We start from the raw sequence: 16983 nt of genomic DNA, 5'->3' as shown, positions 1-16983 counted from the left end.
AGTTTCGAATTTGCTGCCGGTGACGATCGGCACGCGAGGAGAAGACCATGAATCAAGAGATTATGAATCTTTTCAATCCGACGACGCCGGCCCAGGTCTTCGACCAGATCCGGATTTCGATCGCGTCTCCGGAGAAGATTCTGTCCTGGTCGTACGGCGAGATCAAGAAGCCGGAGACCATCAACTACCGCACCTTCAAGCCGGAGCGTGACGGCCTGTTCTGCGCGCGCATCTTCGGGCCGATCAAGGACTACGAGTGCTTGTGCGGCAAGTACAAGCGGATGAAGTACAAGGGCATCATCTGCGAGAAGTGCTCGGTCGAGGTGACGCTGTCGCGCGTCCGGCGCGAGCGCATGGGCCATATCGAGCTGGCGGCGCCGGTCGCCCACATCTGGTTCCTGAAGTCGCTGCCCTCGCGCATCGGCCTGTTGCTCGACATGACGCTGAAGGATCTCGAGCGGATCCTCTACTTCGAATACTACGTCGTGCTCGAGCCGGGTCTCACTGCGCTGAAGGACCGTCAGCTGCTGTCTGAAGACGAGTATCTGAAGGCGCAGGACGAGTACGGCCAGGATTCCTTCACCGCCATGATCGGCGCCGAGGCGATCCGCGAGCTGCTCAAGGGGCTCGAGCTCGAAAAGCTCGAGGCGACGCTGCGTGCCGACATGGCGGAGACCGACTCCGACATCAAGCACAAGAAGCTCGCCAAGCGTCTGAAGATCGTCGAGGCCTTCCGTGTCTCCGGCAACAAGCCGGAATGGATGATCATGACGGTCGTGCCGGTGATTCCGCCGGACCTGCGTCCGCTGGTGCCGCTCGACGGCGGCCGGTTCGCGACCTCCGACCTCAACGACCTGTACCGCCGCGTCATCAACCGCAACAACCGCTTGAAGCGGCTGATGGAACTGCGTGCGCCGGACATCATCATCCGCAACGAAAAGCGCATGCTGCAGGAGGCCGTCGACGCGCTGTTCGACAACGGCCGCCGCGGCCGCGTCATCACCGGCGCCAACAAGCGTCCGCTGAAGTCGCTCGCCGACATGCTGAAGGGCAAGCAGGGCCGGTTCCGCCAGAACCTGCTCGGCAAGCGCGTCGACTATTCCGGCCGCTCGGTGATCGTGGTCGGTCCCGAGCTGCGCCTGCACCAGTGCGGCCTGCCGAAGAAGATGGCGCTCGAGCTGTTCAAGCCGTTCATCTACTCGCGGCTCGACGCCAAGGGTCTGTCCACCACGGTGAAGCAGGCCAAGAAGCTGGTCGAGAAGGAGCGTCCGGAGGTCTGGGATATCCTCGACGAGGTGATCCGCGAGCATCCGGTGCTGCTCAACCGCGCGCCGACGCTGCATCGCCTCGGCATCCAGGCGTTCGAGCCGGTGCTGATCGAGGGCAAGGCGATCCAGCTGCATCCGCTGGTCTGCGCCGCCTTCAACGCCGACTTCGACGGCGACCAGATGGCCGTGCACGTTCCGCTGTCGCTCGAAGCGCAGCTGGAAGCGCGCGTCCTGATGATGTCGACCAACAACATCCTGCATCCGGCGAACGGCCAGCCGATCATCGTGCCGTCGCAGGACATCGTGCTCGGCCTCTACTACGTCTCGATCATGCGCGAAGGCCTGCCCGGCGAGGGCAAGATCTTCGGCGACATGGCCGAGCTCGAGCACGCCCTGCATTCGAAGGTCATCCACCTCCACACCAAGATCAAGTACCGGTGGGAAGGCCTCGACGAGGAAGGCAAGCAGTCCAAGCGCTGGATCGAGACCACCGCCGGTCGCGTCATGCTCGGCAACCTGCTGCCGAAGAGCACCAAGATCTCGTACGACATCATCAACAAGCTGATGACCAAGCGCGAGATCTCCGGCGTGATCGACCAGGTCTACCGTCACTGCGGTCAGAAGGAGACCGTGATCTTCTGCGACCGCATCATGGCGCTCGGCTTCTACAACGCCTTCAAGGCGGGCATCTCGTTCGGCAAGGACGACATGGTCGTGCCGGCGTCGAAGTGGAAGATCGTGGACCAGACCCGTACGCTGGCGAAGGATTTCGAGCAGCAGTACAATGACGGCCTGATCACCCATGGCGAGAAGTACAACAAGGTCGTCGACGCCTGGTCGAAGGCCGGTGAAGAAGTCGCCAAGGCGATGATGAAGGAGATCTCGTCCACCAAGAAGACGGCGGCGGGCGCGGATGCCGACATCAACTCGATCTACATGATGGCGCACTCCGGTGCGCGTGGTTCGCCGGCGCAGATGCGCCAGCTCGCCGGCATGCGCGGCCTGATGGCCAAGCCGTCGGGCGAGATCATCGAGACGCCGATCATTTCCAACTTCAAGGAAGGTCTGTCGGTGCTCGAGTACTTCAACTCGACCCACGGCGCCCGCAAAGGCCTCGCGGACACCGCGTTGAAGACCGCGAACTCCGGCTACCTGACCCGCCGTCTGGTCGACGTCGCGCAGGACTGCATCATCACGCAGACCGATTGCGGCACCACGCTCGGCATCAAGATGCGCGCCATCGTCGATGCCGGCACGGTCGTCGCCTCGCTCGGCTCGCGCATCCTGGGCCGCGTGGCCTGCGATGACGTGCGCGATCCCGCCACCAACGAGGTCGTCATCAAGCGCGACACGTTGATGGAGGAGAGCCATGTCGACGCGATCCAGCAGGCTGGCATCCAGGAAGTGAAGATCCGCTCGGCGCTGACCTGCGAGCTGATCAACGGCATCTGCGCCAAGTGCTACGGCCGCGATCTGGCTCGCGGCACGCCGGTCAACCACGGTGAGGCCGTCGGCGTCATCGCGGCGCAGTCGATCGGTGAGCCCGGCACGCAGCTGACGATGCGCACGTTCCACATCGGCGGCGCCGCGCAGCTCAACGAGCAGTCGTTCGTCGAATCGAACTTCGACGGCAAGATCGTGATCAGGAACAAGGCGATCGCCCGCAACAGCGAAGGCAGCCTGGTCGCGATGGTGCGCAACATGGTCGTTGCGATCGTCGATGCCGACGGCACCGAGCGTGCAACCCACCGTATCCAGTACGGTTCGAAGATGCACGTTGACGAAGGCGACATGGTCAAGCGCGGCCAGCGCATCGCCGAGTGGGATCCCTACACCCGCCCGGTGCTGAGCGAAGTCGAGGGCACGATCGGTTTCGAGGATCTGGTCGAAGGCCAGTCGATCTCGGAAACGCTCGACGAATCGACCGGTATCGCCAAGCGCGTGGTCATCGACTGGCGCACGACGCGCGGCGGTTCGGACCTGCGTCCGGCCATCGTGGTCAAGGGCAAGGACGGCAAGGTGATGAAGCTCGCGCGTGGCGGCGATGCCCGCTACATGCTGTCGGTCGATGCCATTCTGTCGGTCGACACCGGCGGAAAGGTGATGCCTGGCGACATCCTGGCGCGTATCTCGACCGAGAGCGCCAAGACGCGTGACATCACCGGCGGTCTGCCGCGGGTGGCGGAACTGTTCGAGGCTCGCAAGCCGAAGGATGCGGCGATCATCGCGGAGACCGCGGGAACGATCCGCTTCGGCCGCGACTACAAGAACAAGCGCCGCATCTCGATCGAGCCGATGGACAAGACCGAGGAGCCGCGCGAGTACCTGATCCCGAAGGGCAAGCACATCCACCTTCAGGACGGCGACATCGTCGAAAAGGGCGATTTCATCGTCGAAGGCAATCCGGCGCCGCACGACATCCTGGCGATCAAGGGCATCGAGGAACTCGCTGCCTATCTGGTCAACGAAATCCAGGAGGTCTACCGGTTGCAGGGCGTGCTCATCAACGACAAGCACATCGAGGTGATTGTCCGTCAGATGCTGCAGAAGGTCGAGGTCACCGATCAGGGCGACACCGACATGATCTCGGGCGAGCAGGTCGACAAGATCGAGTTCGACGCGCTCAACACCAAGGCCAAGGAGGAGGGCAAGAAGCCCGCCACGGGTACGCCGGTTCTGCTCGGCATCACCAAGGCGAGCTTGCAGACCCGCTCCTTCTTCTCGGCGGCGTCGTTCCAGGAGACCACGCGCGTGCTCACCGAAGCTGCCGTCAACGGCAAGGTGGACCCGCTCGAGGGCCTCAAGGAGAACGTCATTGTTGGCCGCCTGATCCCGGCCGGCACCGGCGCCTCGATGGCGCGGATCCGCGAAGTCGCGGTCAAGCGCGACAAGCTGATCCTCGACGAGCGCGAGAAGCAGCAGGCGGCGATCGTGCCGACGGCTCCGGAAGCGGAGCCGCTGGCGCTGCCGCCCGCGGAATAGGCATCCGCAAGACTACGGGTATGGCGAGAAGGCCGGCGTTTAGCCGGCCTTTTTGCTGCTTTCTTTGCTTGCTGCGGTGCAGGGACGCAGTTTGTTCATCTTTCCTTCAGGCAAAAAAGTGCCTTTGCTAGGGTGACTTAGACCGGCTGTTTGGCTCGCGCCGGAGACGACGGAATCCATATGCTCGACTTGGCTATCGTAGGCGGCGGCCCCGGGGGGCTGATGAGCGCCTGGTATTTGAAGCGCAAACTCGGCGACCTCTGCCGCGTTACCATCTTCGAGGCGTCGAACCGCCTCGGCGGCAAGATCGTCACGCGCAAATTCGACACGGCGCCGGCGGTGTATGAGGCCGGCGTCGCCGAGATCTATGATTACTCGATGACGGGGCCGGACCCGCTGCGCGAACTGATCCAGCATTTCGGCCTGCAGACGATCCCGATGGATGCCGAGCAGGTGCAACTCGACGGCGAGCTGCTCGCCGACGTTCCCGGCATGCGCCGCAAATACGGGGCGAAGACCGCGGCCGCGATCGAGGCGTTCCGCAAGCGCTGCAGCGACCTGGTGTCGCCGATCGAATATTACGAGGGCGTCGGCGCCCACGACAACGAGCACCCGTGGGCCTACAAGACCGCCGAGCAGGTCCTCGACGAGGAGGTCGAGGACGCGACCGCCAAGCGCTTCTTCAAGGTGATGGCGCGTTCCGACATCGCGACCGAGAGCCACAACACCAACGGCCTCAACGCGCTGAAGAACTATGTGATGGACGTCGACGGCTATATCGGCCTGTATTCGATTCAGAACGGCAACGAGCAGCTGATCGATTGCCTGCGCTCGGAAGTCAGCGCCGACATCCAGCTCAACCATCGTGTGCTCAAGGTCGGCAAGACCGCTGATGGCCGCTACCAGCTCAACATGATGAACGGCAAGGGGCCGGAGACGCGCGACTTCGATCTCGTGCTGGTCTGCCTGCCGCACTCCTGGCTCGCGACCATGCGCTGGGACGGCGAACAGCTGCGCAAGTCGATGGTCAAGCACGTCGCCTATTTCGACCGGCCCGCGCATTATCTGCGGGTCTCGATCCTGTTCGACGAGCCGTTCTGGGGCGAGAAGATCCCGGGCGCCTGGTTCATGTCGGAGGCGTTCGGCGGCTGCTGCGTCTACAACGAGGGCGCGCGCCACGATGTCGGTAAGCACGGCGTGCTGAACTGGCTGATCGCGGGCTCGGATGCGCTTGCCTTCGCCAATCTCAGCGACCAGGAGCTGATCGATGCGGCGTTGAAGTCGCTGCCGGCCTCGCTCGGCGATGCGCGCGAGCATTTCCTGGAGGGCAAGATCCATCGCTGGCTGTCGTCGGTCAACGCGCTGCCGGGCGGCCTGCCGGTGCGCGACGTCATGACCAACCACCGGCCCGAGCCGAAGGAGCACCCCGGCATCGTGGTGGTCGGCGACTATCTATTCGATTCGACGCTGAACGGACTGCTCGATTCCTCCGATGCCGCGACCGACATCATCCTCACCGAGATGATGCGGCTGCGCCGTACCCGCGCGCAGGACGAGAGCGCGCTGTCCGACAAGATCGACCGCAGCTATTTCGACAATTATCGCGGCGTCGGCCCCTACGGCGAGGTCTGGCGCAACTTCACCGACCCGGCCTATCTGACGGACCTGATCAGGACGGTGTGGGGCAGGGCGAAGGGCTACAAGCTGCTGATCGCCGGCTCCGCCAGCGGCGAACTGGTCGGCGCGCTGCGCGAACGGGGCATCGATGCCTGGGGCATCGAGAACAACCGCTACATCCACGGCAAGACGCCGAAGGCGCTCAAGAAGTACAACAAGCTCGGCTCGATCGCCGACATGCCGTTCAAGGCCAACGAGTTCGACTTCGTGTTCGAGACCTCGCTGTGCCATCTCGGCGAGAAGCAGGTCGTGCGCGGGGTGCGCGAGCTCAACCGCGTGGTCAAGACCGGCGTCGTGTTCGCGTCGGTGACTTCCGACATGGCGTCGGCGGTGATCGACCGCTACGACCTGCTGCGCGGGGTGAAGAAGCTCGGCACCTGGTGGGAGTGGTCGGAATTGTTCTTCGGCAACGGCTTCGACCTGTCGATGCACCGCCGCGACTGCACCGATGCGCTGTGGACATTGACGCTGGCCGCCAACAAGGGGCCGGGGCAGTGGTACGCCGACTCCGACAGCCTGCGCTATTCCTTCTTCGACAAGGTCGAAGCCGACCTCGACGACTAGCGGCACCGAGCGGAAGCCTTTGCCGCCAGGCGACCGGCCTTGTGTCAACCAGCTGTCAAACGGCGGCAATGCTGCGCTCCGCGAATCCGCGCGAGCGTGCGGCGACGCGTCGGCCGTTCCAAACGCTTTGCCGAATTCGTCGTGATCGCATAGGATTACGGTTGCAGTGTTATCGGCTGCGGTTTCGATTTGCGGTCATGCCGGCCGTGGAGCATCGGTTGGTTTCATGGCGCCAAGACCTCCTGCATCAGACGATCCGACGAAAGCGGCGGCCGACGATCCCGAGCTGAAGAAGAAGCCCGCGTCCGGTCCGCCCGTGGCGGCCGCCTCCACGAAGCCCGCCGCGGCGCCGGCTGACGACGAAGAGGATGAGGACGCGGACGACGAGTTCGAGCTCGATGACGACGATGATGACGAGGACCTCGTCGTCTTCACCGCCAAGGAAGCCGCCGGCGCGCTCTCCACGATCTTTGGCTTCGTCAGGCCGATCCTGGCGAACTACAAGAAGCCGTTCGCCTGCGTCGCCTTCGGCGTGCTGGTCGAGACGTTGTTCAACGTCATCATGCCGCTCAGCCTGAAATTCCTGATCGACGACGCGCTCGGCGAGGAGGACTTCGGAGCCCTCTACAAGATCCTCGGCGTGCTCGCGGTGGCCGGCATCGTCACCTCGATCATCGCCGTCTGGTACGAGCGCTGGGATGCGCGGCTTGCCGCCGGCATCATCGCCGACGTGCGGACGCGGCTGTTCGACCATGTCCAGAACCTGCCGTCGGCCTATTTCGCGCGCACCAAGCGCGGCGAGATCCTGTCGCGCTTCTCGATCGATCTGTCGGCGTTCGAGGGTTCGGTCAAGACCTTTGCCAACAGCGCGGCGCTGCCGGGCCTCGAGCTGGTCGCGGGCATCATCCTGATGCTGTTCCTGAACTGGCAGCTTGCCGTGGTCGCCTTGCTGGTGTTTCCGATCACCCTGATCGGGCCGCGCATCCTGACGCCGAAGGCGGTGCAGGCCAATTACGAGCAGAAGCAGAACGAAGCCGCGCTGCTCGGAACGGTGCAGGAGAACGTTGCCGCCCAGGCGGTGGTGAAGGCGTTCAATCTGCAGCGCCGGGCGCTCGGCTGGTTCACGATGCGCAACCGCGATGTCCGCGCCAAGGCCGCGTCAGCCATGTTCCTGTCGACCATGGTCGAGCGCACCGTCACCATCGCGGTGCTGCTGCTCCACCTCGTGGTGCTGGCGATCGGCGCTTATCTCGCCACCAAGGGGCAGATCACCGTCGGCACCTTCGTGACCTTCGAGAGTGCGTTCTGGGAGGTGTCGTACAACATCGCCCATCTGATGCATTTCATCCCGGTGTCGATCCAGTCGGCGGCGGCGGTGCGGCACATCCAGGAACTGCTCGACGAGCCGACCCGCGGCGCCGACCGTCCCGGCGCGCCGGATCTGCCGCGCATCACCAACGACATCTCCTTCGATCGCGTCACCTTCCAGTACGAGGGGGCGCAGACGCCGGTGCTCGACAATCTCAGCCTCAAGCTCAATGCCGGCAAGAGCATTGCGATCGTCGGTCCCAGCGGCTCGGGCAAGAGCACGCTGATCAACCTGATCCTGCGGCTCTACGTGCCGGACGAGGGCCGGGTCGCCATCGACGGCGTCGATATCCGCCGGGTGACGCGCGAGTCGCTGCGGGCGAGTATGGCGGTCGTGTTCCAGGAGAACATGCTGTTCAACATGTCGATCCGCGAGAACATCCGGCTCGGCAAGGAAGGCGCGACCGACGCGGAGGTCGAGGACGCCGCCCGGAAGGCCGAGATCCATCGCTACATCATGAGCCTGCCGCAGCGCTACGACACGCCGGTCGGCGAGCGCGGCGATACCCTGTCGGGCGGCCAGCGCCAGCGCATCGCGATCGCGCGCGCGATCATCCGCAACCCGTCCGTTCTGCTGCTCGACGAGGCGACTTCGGCACTCGACCAGACCACGGAGGCTGCGATCAACCGCACGCTGCTCAAGGTCGCCGAGGGCCGCACCATGATCTGGTCGACGCATCGCCTGACTTCGGTGGTCGAGATGGACGAGATCATCGTGATCTCCGGCGGCAGGGCGATCGAACGCGGCTCACACGAGGAACTGCTGGCCCGCAATGGCGTCTATCGCAAGCTGTGGGACGACCAGGGGCATCTGAATCACGACGAGGACGCCGACGACGCGGATGATGACGATGATGAAGATGAGGACGAGGATGAGGAGGCGTGAGGCCCGCGCCGCGACGCGGGCGATGGCCGAGCGCTAGATTTTACTTTACGCCCGGTCCGCGGCTTGCGGACGTTGCCGGAAGTGATTGGCCGGCCGCGTTGTTGACGCCGCCGCCGCGGGGGTGTGCAGCCGGCGCAGCCAGCCGCGGCCGAGATAGCCGAAAAAGCGTGCCCAGCGCTGGGCCTGCCAGCTGGGCCCGCTGCCGACCGACACCTCGCGGAAGCTGAATGCCTTGGCGTTCGACCAGGCGTCGCAGGCGGTCTTGACCGGATCGTCGTAGAACGCGGCGATCTTGTCCTCACCCATGCCGTCGGTCGACAGCCAAGCCGGGATGTGGACGTTGCAGAGCTGGGCGACGTCGGTGAACACCTTGTCGGTGCCGGTGCCGGTGACGGGGCAGGTGCTGGCGAAGGCATCACCGACCAGCACGATGCCGGCCTGCCGATAGCCGGTGCTGACATAGATATCGGCGGGCCTGATCTTGATGTCGCCCGCGATGTCGAACTCGCCGGCGAGCCGGCGCAGCCGCGGCAGCGCGGCGTTCAGCGTCTCGACCGGATTACGCCGCATCGCCCGCAGCCAGGGATCGTCGGCCTTGCGATAGGTGAAGAGGTTGGCGCGCATCCGGTCTCCGACCGGAAACAGCGTGATGTAGGGGATGCGGTCGCTCGGCCGCTCCGAGAAATAGGTCATGGCCGCGAACGGGAAGGCGGGGCGGCCGACGGGGACGAAATCGAAGCCGAGCGAGATCGAGTGGCACAAGCTCGTGACCAGCCGCTCGATGCCGAGCATCCGGCGCAGCCCGACGTTCAGGCCGTTGGCGAGCACCACGAGGCGCGCCGAGATCTCCTCGCCATTGGCAAGCACGAGCCGCTGCCGCTCGGAGCTGGTCGCGACATTGACCACCTTGTCGCAGACGAATTCCGCCGGTCCCGCGATTTCGTTCCGAATCGCGGCGATCAGCGCGTCGTACATGATGCCGTATTGCCGGCTCGGCTGCCGGTCGAGCAGGTGGCCGAATCGCGCGATCCAGTTCTCGCCGTCCAGCGTCGCCGAGCGGAGCACCGACTCGGCAAGGCCGGTCCTGGCGAATCGCTCGAGCTGGAGGTCGCCGCCGATCTTTTCGACGCGGAAATCGAACGGATAGACCTGATGGGGATCGACCAGGATCGTCGGTATCCCGGCACGGCCGAGCATGGCGGCTGCGGTCGAGCCCGCAAGACCGCCGCCGATGATCGCGATGTCGGTATACCGCATAAGAGTTTCCGTGGCCGTGACCCCGATTTTTGCGCTGCGAATGGCAAATAAAGGCTTAGTTTCGAAGTTTGCCTTCAAGACCAACTTGGGGAGAGTTGTTTCTATCTATATTTTACCCGGGTATAATATGATTCCGCGTGCGCCCCGAAGATTCGGATGAAGGTGCGGGGAGGTCGGTCGACCGTCACATTTCGCCTTGCGCCGAACCTCGGCGAAATGCGAAATCTGCAAGTGCCAGAGGCGTTTCTTTGCTTGTCGTTTTGCTTGACTTCACTATCTCTCGATTATACAAGGCGCCCACTTAACGACAGGCGGTGAGCTACGCCAGCGTCGGAACGGAACACCCGATGGCCCTTTTTGAGGAGCCGGACGGGCACCAACCTCGACGAATGCCGCTCAAACGCTGTCGATGATAGCTAGGCAATGCCAGGACGATATTAGTTCTCTTGAGCACGTCCTCTTGAGAGTGAATTCGGATGCATGACCTCGGTGGCGGACCGAACAGCGAACGCTGATCGGTTCGGGATCGCGGTCCTCTGTGGCGTCGATGCGCTTTCCGCTCAGCGATGAGTGGTTGGCGCGATTTCGCTTTGCGCGGTTGTTTGTTCCGTGCCGAGCGGGCCGTGCGGGACGGCTAGTCCTGAGAAGAAATTTGCGGAGCCATTCAAGGCTTTCGCGCGAACTAAAGGGTGAAGGCTGCATGCCGACGATCAACCAGCTGATCGCAAATCCGCGTGAAGTGCAGAAGTCGCGTAAGAAGGTGCCGGCGCTGCAGCAGTCGCCGCAGAAGCGCGGCGTGTGCACGCGCGTCTACACCACGACCCCGAAGAAGCCGAACTCGGCGCTTCGTAAGGTCGCCAAGGTGCGCCTGACCAACGGCTTCGAGGTGATCGGCTACATCCCGGGTGAGGGCCATAACCTGCAGGAGCACTCGGTGGTCATGATCCGCGGCGGCCGCGTCAAGGACTTGCCCGGTGTGCGCTACCACATCCTCCGCGGCGTGCTGGATACCCAGGGCGTCAAGAACCGTAAGCAGCGTCGTTCGAAGTACGGCGCGAAGCGTCCGAAGTAAGCGGGAACCGATCAGATGTCGCGTCGCCATTCTGCTGAGAAGCGTGAAGTTCTTCCGGATCCGAAGTTCGGGAACGTCATCATTACGAAATTCATGAACTCGGTGATGTACGCCGGGAAGAAGTCGGTTGCCGAAAACATCGTCTACGGTGCGCTCGGCATGATCGAGGCCAAGACCAAGCAGCCCCCGCTCGGCGTGTTCGAGCAGGCGCTCGAGAACGTGATGCCGACCATCGAAGTTCGTTCCCGCCGCGTCGGCGGCGCGACCTACCAGGTCCCGGTGGAAGTCCGTTCGGTGCGCCGTCAGGCGCTCGGCATCCGCTGGCTGATCTCGGCCGCCCGCGAGCGCAACGAGAAGACCATGACGGAGCGCCTCTCGGCTGAGCTGCTCGATGCCTCGAACAATCGCGGCAACGCCGTCAAGAAGCGTGAAGACGTGCACCGGATGGCGGAAGCCAACCGCGCCTTCTCGCACTATCGCTGGTAAGGCGAACAACGGAATTTAAGGAACAGCCTATGCCCCGCGTTCATGCCATAGAGAACTACCGCAACTTCGGTATCATGGCGCATATCGATGCCGGTAAGACCACGACCACCGAGCGCATCCTCTATTACACCGGCAAGAGCCACAAGATCGGCGAAGTGCACGAGGGTGCCGCGACGATGGACTGGATGGAGCAGGAGCAGGAGCGTGGCATCACGATCACCTCGGCTGCGACCACCGCGTTCTGGAACGGCAAGCGTCTGAACATCATCGACACCCCCGGCCACGTCGACTTCACGATTGAAGTCGAGCGTTCGCTGCGCGTGCTCGACGGCGCCGTTTGCGTTCTCGATTCCAACCAGGGCGTCGAGCCGCAGACCGAGACCGTCTGGCGCCAGGGTGACAAGTACAAGGTGCCGCGCATCGTCTTCGCCAACAAGATGGACAAGACCGGCGCCGATTTTTTCAAGTGCCTGTCCGACATCGTCGACCGCCTCGGTGCCAAGCCGATCGCGATCCAGCTTCCGATCGGCGCCGAGAACAACTTCAAGGGCCTCGTCGACCTGGTCGTCATGAAGGGCATCGTCTGGAACGATGAATCCCTCGGTGCCAAGTTCGACTATGTCGACATCCCGGAAGACATGATCGAGCAGGCCAAGGAATATCGCGAGAAGATGGTGGAAGCCGCCGTCGAGCTCGACGACGACGCTTTGGCTGCGTTCCTCGACGGCAAGGAGCCGGACGAGGCGACCCTGAAGCGCTTGATCCGCAAGGCTGTGCTCACCGGCGCGTTCTATCCGGTGCTGTGTGGCTCCGCGTTCAAGAACAAGGGCGTGCAGCCGCTGCTCGACGCGGTCGTCGACTACCTGCCGTCGCCGATCGACGTGCCCGCGATCAAGGGCATCGATGATGACGGCAACGAGGTCGTGCGCAAGGCGGACGACAAGGAGCCGCTGGCGCTGCTCGCGTTCAAGATCATGGACGACCCGTTCGTCGGCACCATTACCTTCTGCCGCATCTATTCCGGCGTCCTGCAGTCGGGCACCGGCGTGGTGAACTCGACCCGCGAGAAGAAGGAACGTATCGGCCGCATGCTGCTGATGCATGCGAACAACCGCGAGGACATCAAGGAAGCCTATGCCGGCGACATCGTCGCGCTGGCTGGCCTGAAGGAAGCGCGCACCGGTGACACGCTGTGCGATCCCGACAAGCCGGTCATCCTTGAGAAGATGGAATTCCCGGAGCCGGTGATCGAAATCGCGATCGAGCCGAAGTCGAAGGCCGACCAGGAAAAGCTCGGCGTGGCGCTTGCCAAGCTCGCCGCGGAAGATCCGTCGTTCCGCGTGTCGACCGACCAGGAGTCCGGCCAGACCATTCTCAAGGGCATGGGCGAACTGCATCTCGACATCAAGGTCGACATTCTCAAGCGCACCTACAAGGTCGACGCCAACATCGGCGCGCCGCAGGTGGCGTTCCGCGAGCGCGTGACCAAGAAGGCCGAAGTCAAGTACACGCACAAGAAGCAGACCGGCGGTACCGGTCAGTTCGCCGAAGTGTCGATCGTCGTCGAGCCGAACGAGCCCGGCAAGGGCTACGAGTTCGAATCGAAGATCGTCGGCGGTGCGGTGCCGAAGGAATACATCCCCGGCGTCGAAAAGGGCCTCAACAGCGTGATGGGCTCCGGTGTCGTTGCCGGCTTCCCGGTGGTGGACGTCAAGGTGCAGCTGGTCGACGGCAAGTATCACGACGTCGACTCGTCGGCACTGGCGTTCGAAATCGCATCGCGGGCCGCGTTCCGCGAAGCGTTGACGAAGGGCAAGTCCGTTCTGCTCGAGCCGATCATGAAGGTCGAGGTGGTGACCCCGGAAGACTACACCGGCTCGGTCATCGGCGATCTGAATTCCCGGCGCGGCCAGATCCAGGGCCAAGACATGCGCGGCAACGCCAACGTCATCAACGCGATGGTGCCGCTCATGAACATGTTCGGTTACGTGAATAACCTGCGCTCGATGAGCCAGGGTCGCGCAACCTTCACGATGCAGTTCGATCACTACGCCGAAGCTCCGGCGAACGTGTCGGCTGAAGTCCAGAAAAAGTTTGCTTGATTGTCGTTGGTTAGCAACTGACGACTGAACGGAGAGTCAAATGGCCAAAGCAAAATTCGAGCGTAACAAGCCCCACTGCAACATCGGCACCATCGGTCACGTCGACCATGGCAAGACCTCGCTGACCGCAGCGATCACCAAGGTGCTTGCAGAAACCGGCGGCGCGACGTTCACCGCCTACGACCAGATCGACAAGGCGCCGGAAGAGAAGGCGCGCGGCATCACGATCTCGACCGCTCACGTCGAGTACGAGACGCAGAACCGTCACTATGCTCACGTCGACTGCCCCGGCCACGCCGACTACGTGAAGAACATGATCACCGGTGCTGCCCAGATGGACGGCGCGATCCTGGTCGTGTCGGCTGCTGACGGCCCGATGCCGCAGACCCGCGAGCACATCCTGCTCGCCCGCCAGGTCGGCGTGCCCGCGCTCGTCGTGTTCCTCAACAAGTGCGACATGGTCGACGATCCGGAGCTGCTCGAGCTCGTCGAGCTCGAAGTCCGCGAGCTGCTCTCGAAGTACGAATTCCCGGGCGACAAGATCCCGATCATCAAGGGCTCGGCGCTCGCCGCCCTCGAGGACAAGGACAAGAAGCTCGGCCACGACGCCATCCTCGAGCTGATGCGCAATGTCGACGAGTACATCCCGCAGCCGGAGCGTCCGATCGACCAGCCGTTCCTGATGCCGGTTGAAGACGTGTTCTCGATCTCGGGCCGCGGCACCGTCGTTACCGGCCGTGTCGAGCGCGGCGTGATCAAGGTCGGCGAGGAAATCGAAATCGTCGGTATCCGCGACACCCAGAAGACCATCGTCACCGGCGTCGAAATGTTCCGCAAGCTGCTCGATCAGGGCCAGGCCGGCGACAACATCGGTGCGCTGCTCCGCGGCACCAAGCGCGAGGAAGTCGAGCGTGGCCAGGTGCTGTGCAAGCCCGGTTCGGTCAAGCCGCACACCAAGTTCAAGGCTGAGGCTTACATCCTCACCAAGGAAGAGGGCGGTCGCCACACCCCGTTCTTCACCAACTACCGTCCGCAGTTCTACTTCCGCACCACCGACGTGACCGGTGTCGTGCACCTGCCGGAAGGCACCGAGATGGTGATGCCGGGCGACAACATCGCGATGGAAGTGCACCTGATCGTGCCGATCGCGATGGAAGAGAAGCTGCGCTTCGCGATCCGCGAAGGCGGCCGCACCGTCGGCGCCGGCGTCGTCGCCGCGATCATCGAGTAACTACGCGAATAGGGAATGGCGAGTAGCGAGTGGGTCACTCCATTCGCTATTCGCTACTCGCCACTCACTAAAGAAAGAATACGGCAATGAACGGCCAAAATATTCGCATCCGTCTCAAGGCGTTCGACCATCGAATCCTCGATACGTCGACCCGTGAGATCGTGAACACGGCGAAGCGCACCGGTGCGCAGGTTCGCGGACCGATTCCGCTGCCGACCCGCATCGAGAAGTTCACCGTCAACCGTTCGCCGCACGTTGACAAGAAGAGCCGCGAGCAATTCGAGATGCGCACCCACAAGCGCCTCCTCGACATTGTCGACCCGACCCCGCAGACCGTCGATGCGCTGATGAAGCTCGACCTGGCCGCCGGTGTCGACGTCGAGATCAAGCTCTAAGGTTTTGGATTTTTACGTCCGCCGCTTGCGGACAGAAAGACAGGAAGCACGCCGATGCGCTCCGGAGTGATCGCACAAAAGGTCGGGATGACGCGGGTCTTTACGGAGACCGGCGAGCATATCCCTGTGACCGTGCTGAAGTTGGGCAACTGCCAGGTGCTTGGCCACCGCACGACCGAGAAGAACGGCTATGTCGCTCTTCAGCTCGGCTCGGGCGCCCGCAAGACCGTGTACATGCCCAAGGCCGAACGCGGTCAGTTCGCGGTCGCCAAGGTCGAACCGAAGCGCAAGGTCGCCGAGTTCCGCGTGTCCGAGGACGCGCTGATCCCGGTCGGCGCGGAAATCCAGGCGGACCATTTCGTGGTCGGCCAGTTTGTGGACGTCACCGGCACCTCGATCGGTAAGGGCTTCGCCGGCGGCATGAAGCGCTGGAATTTCGGCGGTCTGCGCGCCACCCACGGTGTGTCGGTCTCGCACCGTTCGATCGGTTCGACCGGTGGTCGTCAGGATCCCGGCAAGACCTTCAAGAACAAGAAGATGCCCGGTCACATGGGCGTCGATCGCATCACCACGCTCAATCTGCGCGTGGTTTCGACCGACGTCGAGCGCGGCCTGATCCTCGTCGAAGGCGCCGTTCCCGGCTCCAAGGGCGGCTGGATCTCGGTGCGCGACGCGGTCAAGAAGCCGCTGCCGAAGGAAGCCCCGAAGCCCGGCAAGTTCAAGGTTGCCGGCGGCGACGCTGCCGAAGCTGTGGCCGAGAAGGAGGGCGTGTGAGATGGAACTGAAAGTCACCACCCTTGAAGGCAAAGACGCTGGCTCGGTCCAGCTCTCGGACGAGATCTTCGGTCTCGAGCCGCGCAAGGATATCATCCAGCGCTGCGTGCAGTGGCAGCTGAACAAGCGTCAGGCCGGTACCCACAAGGCCAAGGGCCGCGCCGAGATCTGGCGCACCGGCAAGAAGATGTACAAGCAGAAGGGCACCGGCGGCGCCCGTCACGGCTCGGCCCGCGTGCCGCAGTTCCGCGGCGGTGGCCGTGCGTTCGGTCCGGTTGTTCGCTCGCACGCGACCGACCTGCCGAAGAAGGTGCGCGCGCTCGCGCTGAAGCATGCGCTGTCGGCCAAGGCCAAGGACGGCGGGCTGATCGTGATCGACAATGCGCAGCTCGAGGCCGCCAAGACCAAGGCGCTGCTCGGTCACTTCTCCGGCCTCGGGCTCACCAACGCGCTGATCATCGACGGCGCAGAGCTGAACGCCGGTTTCGCGACCGCGGCCCGCAACATTCCGAACATCGACGTGCTGCCGATTCAGGGCATCAACGTCTACGACATTCTCCGCCGCCAGAAGCTGGTGCTGACCAAGGCTGCGGTTGATGCGCTGGAGGCGCGCTTCAAATGAAGAACATCGATCCGCGCCACTACGACGTCATCATCTCCCCTGTTGTGACGGAAAAGGCGACGCTCGCCTCCGAGCACAACAAGGTGATGTTCAAGGTCGCCGGCAAGGCGACCAAGCCGCAGATCAAGGAAGCGGTCGAGAAGCTGTTCGACGTCAAGGTGAAGAGCGTCAACACTCTCGTTCGCAAGGGCAAGACCAAGGTGTTCCGCGGCAATCTCGGCTCGCAGTCGGACACCAAGCGCGCGATCGTGACCCTGGAAGAGGGCCACCGCATCGACGTGACTACCGGACTATAAGGC

Annotated in this window: 12 protein-coding genes; 11 read left to right on the top strand and 1 reads right to left on the bottom strand. The window is 63.4% G+C overall.

What is annotated here, in order from left to right; translation table 11 throughout:
- The first annotated feature begins 47 nt into the window (after positions 1 to 47).
- From rpoC to IF803_RS15645, 3 genes are all read left to right on the top strand, one after another.
- On the top strand, positions 48 to 4250 hold the full coding sequence (rpoC, locus tag IF803_RS15655) for a DNA-directed RNA polymerase subunit beta' (RefSeq protein ID WP_028339320.1): 4203 nt from the start codon (positions 48 to 50) through the stop codon (positions 4248 to 4250).
- A gap of 180 nt (positions 4251 to 4430) precedes the next feature.
- A complete protein-coding gene (locus IF803_RS15650; protein ID WP_461192697.1) occupies positions 4431 to 6491 on the top strand; it encodes an FAD-dependent oxidoreductase in 2061 nt (686 codons plus the stop codon).
- A 226-nt stretch (positions 6492 to 6717) separates the two neighbouring features.
- Positions 6718 to 8745 (top strand): ABC transporter ATP-binding protein, encoded by a 2028-nt coding sequence (locus IF803_RS15645; protein ID WP_461192696.1) that lies wholly within the window; start codon positions 6718 to 6720, stop codon positions 8743 to 8745.
- A gap of 45 nt (positions 8746 to 8790) precedes the next feature.
- Here the strand turns inward: IF803_RS15645 and IF803_RS15640 are convergent, their stop codons facing one another.
- Positions 8791 to 10002 (bottom strand): FAD-dependent oxidoreductase, encoded by a 1212-nt coding sequence (locus IF803_RS15640; RefSeq protein ID WP_461192695.1) that lies wholly within the window; start codon positions 10000 to 10002, stop codon positions 8791 to 8793.
- A 700-nt stretch (positions 10003 to 10702) separates the two neighbouring features.
- Between IF803_RS15640 and rpsL the strand changes: the two genes are divergently transcribed.
- The 8 genes from rpsL (at position 10703) to IF803_RS15600 (ending at position 16980) form a co-directional block, all read left to right on the top strand.
- Positions 10703 to 11074 carry a 30S ribosomal protein S12 gene (rpsL, locus tag IF803_RS15635; RefSeq protein WP_006611834.1) on the top strand — a complete coding sequence of 124 codons (372 nt, stop codon included), beginning with the start codon at positions 10703 to 10705 and terminating at the stop codon, positions 11072 to 11074.
- A gap of 15 nt (positions 11075 to 11089) precedes the next feature.
- Complete coding sequence (gene rpsG / locus IF803_RS15630) at positions 11090 to 11560, top strand: 30S ribosomal protein S7 (protein ID WP_050402248.1); 471 nt, start codon at positions 11090 to 11092, stop codon at positions 11558 to 11560.
- Between the two features lie 29 nt (positions 11561 to 11589).
- Positions 11590 to 13662: an elongation factor G gene (gene fusA / locus IF803_RS15625; RefSeq protein WP_028339317.1), complete on the top strand. Its 2073-nt coding sequence runs from the start codon at positions 11590 to 11592 to the stop codon at positions 13660 to 13662.
- A 40-nt stretch (positions 13663 to 13702) separates the two neighbouring features.
- Complete coding sequence (gene tuf, locus IF803_RS15620) at positions 13703 to 14893, top strand: elongation factor Tu (protein WP_028339316.1); 1191 nt, start codon at positions 13703 to 13705, stop codon at positions 14891 to 14893.
- Positions 14894 to 14979: 86 nt separating this feature from the next.
- The gene (gene rpsJ, locus IF803_RS15615) at positions 14980 to 15288 is read left to right on the top strand and encodes a 30S ribosomal protein S10 (RefSeq protein WP_002712302.1); all 309 of its coding nucleotides are present in this window, start codon (positions 14980 to 14982) and stop codon (positions 15286 to 15288) included.
- A gap of 54 nt (positions 15289 to 15342) precedes the next feature.
- The gene (gene rplC / locus IF803_RS15610) at positions 15343 to 16062 is read left to right on the top strand and encodes a 50S ribosomal protein L3 (RefSeq protein ID WP_028339315.1); all 720 of its coding nucleotides are present in this window, start codon (positions 15343 to 15345) and stop codon (positions 16060 to 16062) included.
- Between the two features lies 1 nt (position 16063).
- Positions 16064 to 16684 (top strand): 50S ribosomal protein L4, encoded by a 621-nt coding sequence (gene rplD / locus IF803_RS15605; protein WP_028339314.1) that lies wholly within the window; start codon positions 16064 to 16066, stop codon positions 16682 to 16684.
- Positions 16681 to 16980 (top strand): 50S ribosomal protein L23, encoded by a 300-nt coding sequence (locus tag IF803_RS15600; RefSeq protein WP_028339313.1) that lies wholly within the window; start codon positions 16681 to 16683, stop codon positions 16978 to 16980. The genes rplD and IF803_RS15600 overlap by 4 nt, the downstream gene beginning before the upstream one ends.
- The last annotated feature ends 3 nt before the right edge of the window (positions 16981 to 16983 follow it).

Source organism: Bradyrhizobium sp. UFLA06-06 (genome assembly GCF_054820065.1).
The sequence above is the reverse complement of the archived record's forward strand: the minus strand, read 5'-3'. Positions and strand labels throughout refer to the sequence as shown.

Bases quoted from the DNA above. Each gene is read 5' to 3' on its own strand.
- tuf (WP_028339316.1), top strand. From the start codon at position 13,703: ATGGCCAAAGCAAAATTCGAGCGTAACAAGCCCCACTGCAACATCGGC.
- IF803_RS15640 (WP_461192695.1), bottom strand. From the start codon at position 10,002: ATGCGGTATACCGACATCGCGATCATCGGCGGCGGTCTTGCGGGCTCG.
- rplC (WP_028339315.1), top strand. From the start codon at position 15,343: ATGCGCTCCGGAGTGATCGCACAAAAGGTCGGGATGACGCGGGTCTTT.
- rplD (WP_028339314.1), top strand. From the start codon at position 16,064: ATGGAACTGAAAGTCACCACCCTTGAAGGCAAAGACGCTGGCTCGGTC.
- IF803_RS15645 (WP_461192696.1), top strand. From the start codon at position 6,718: ATGGCGCCAAGACCTCCTGCATCAGACGATCCGACGAAAGCGGCGGCC.
- IF803_RS15600 (WP_028339313.1), top strand. From the start codon at position 16,681: ATGAAGAACATCGATCCGCGCCACTACGACGTCATCATCTCCCCTGTT.
- rpsJ (WP_002712302.1), top strand. From the start codon at position 14,980: ATGAACGGCCAAAATATTCGCATCCGTCTCAAGGCGTTCGACCATCGA.
- rpsL (WP_006611834.1), top strand. From the start codon at position 10,703: ATGCCGACGATCAACCAGCTGATCGCAAATCCGCGTGAAGTGCAGAAG.
- IF803_RS15650 (WP_461192697.1), top strand. From the start codon at position 4,431: ATGCTCGACTTGGCTATCGTAGGCGGCGGCCCCGGGGGGCTGATGAGC.
- fusA (WP_028339317.1), top strand. From the start codon at position 11,590: ATGCCCCGCGTTCATGCCATAGAGAACTACCGCAACTTCGGTATCATG.
- rpsG (WP_050402248.1), top strand. From the start codon at position 11,090: ATGTCGCGTCGCCATTCTGCTGAGAAGCGTGAAGTTCTTCCGGATCCG.
- rpoC (WP_028339320.1), top strand. From the start codon at position 48: ATGAATCAAGAGATTATGAATCTTTTCAATCCGACGACGCCGGCCCAG.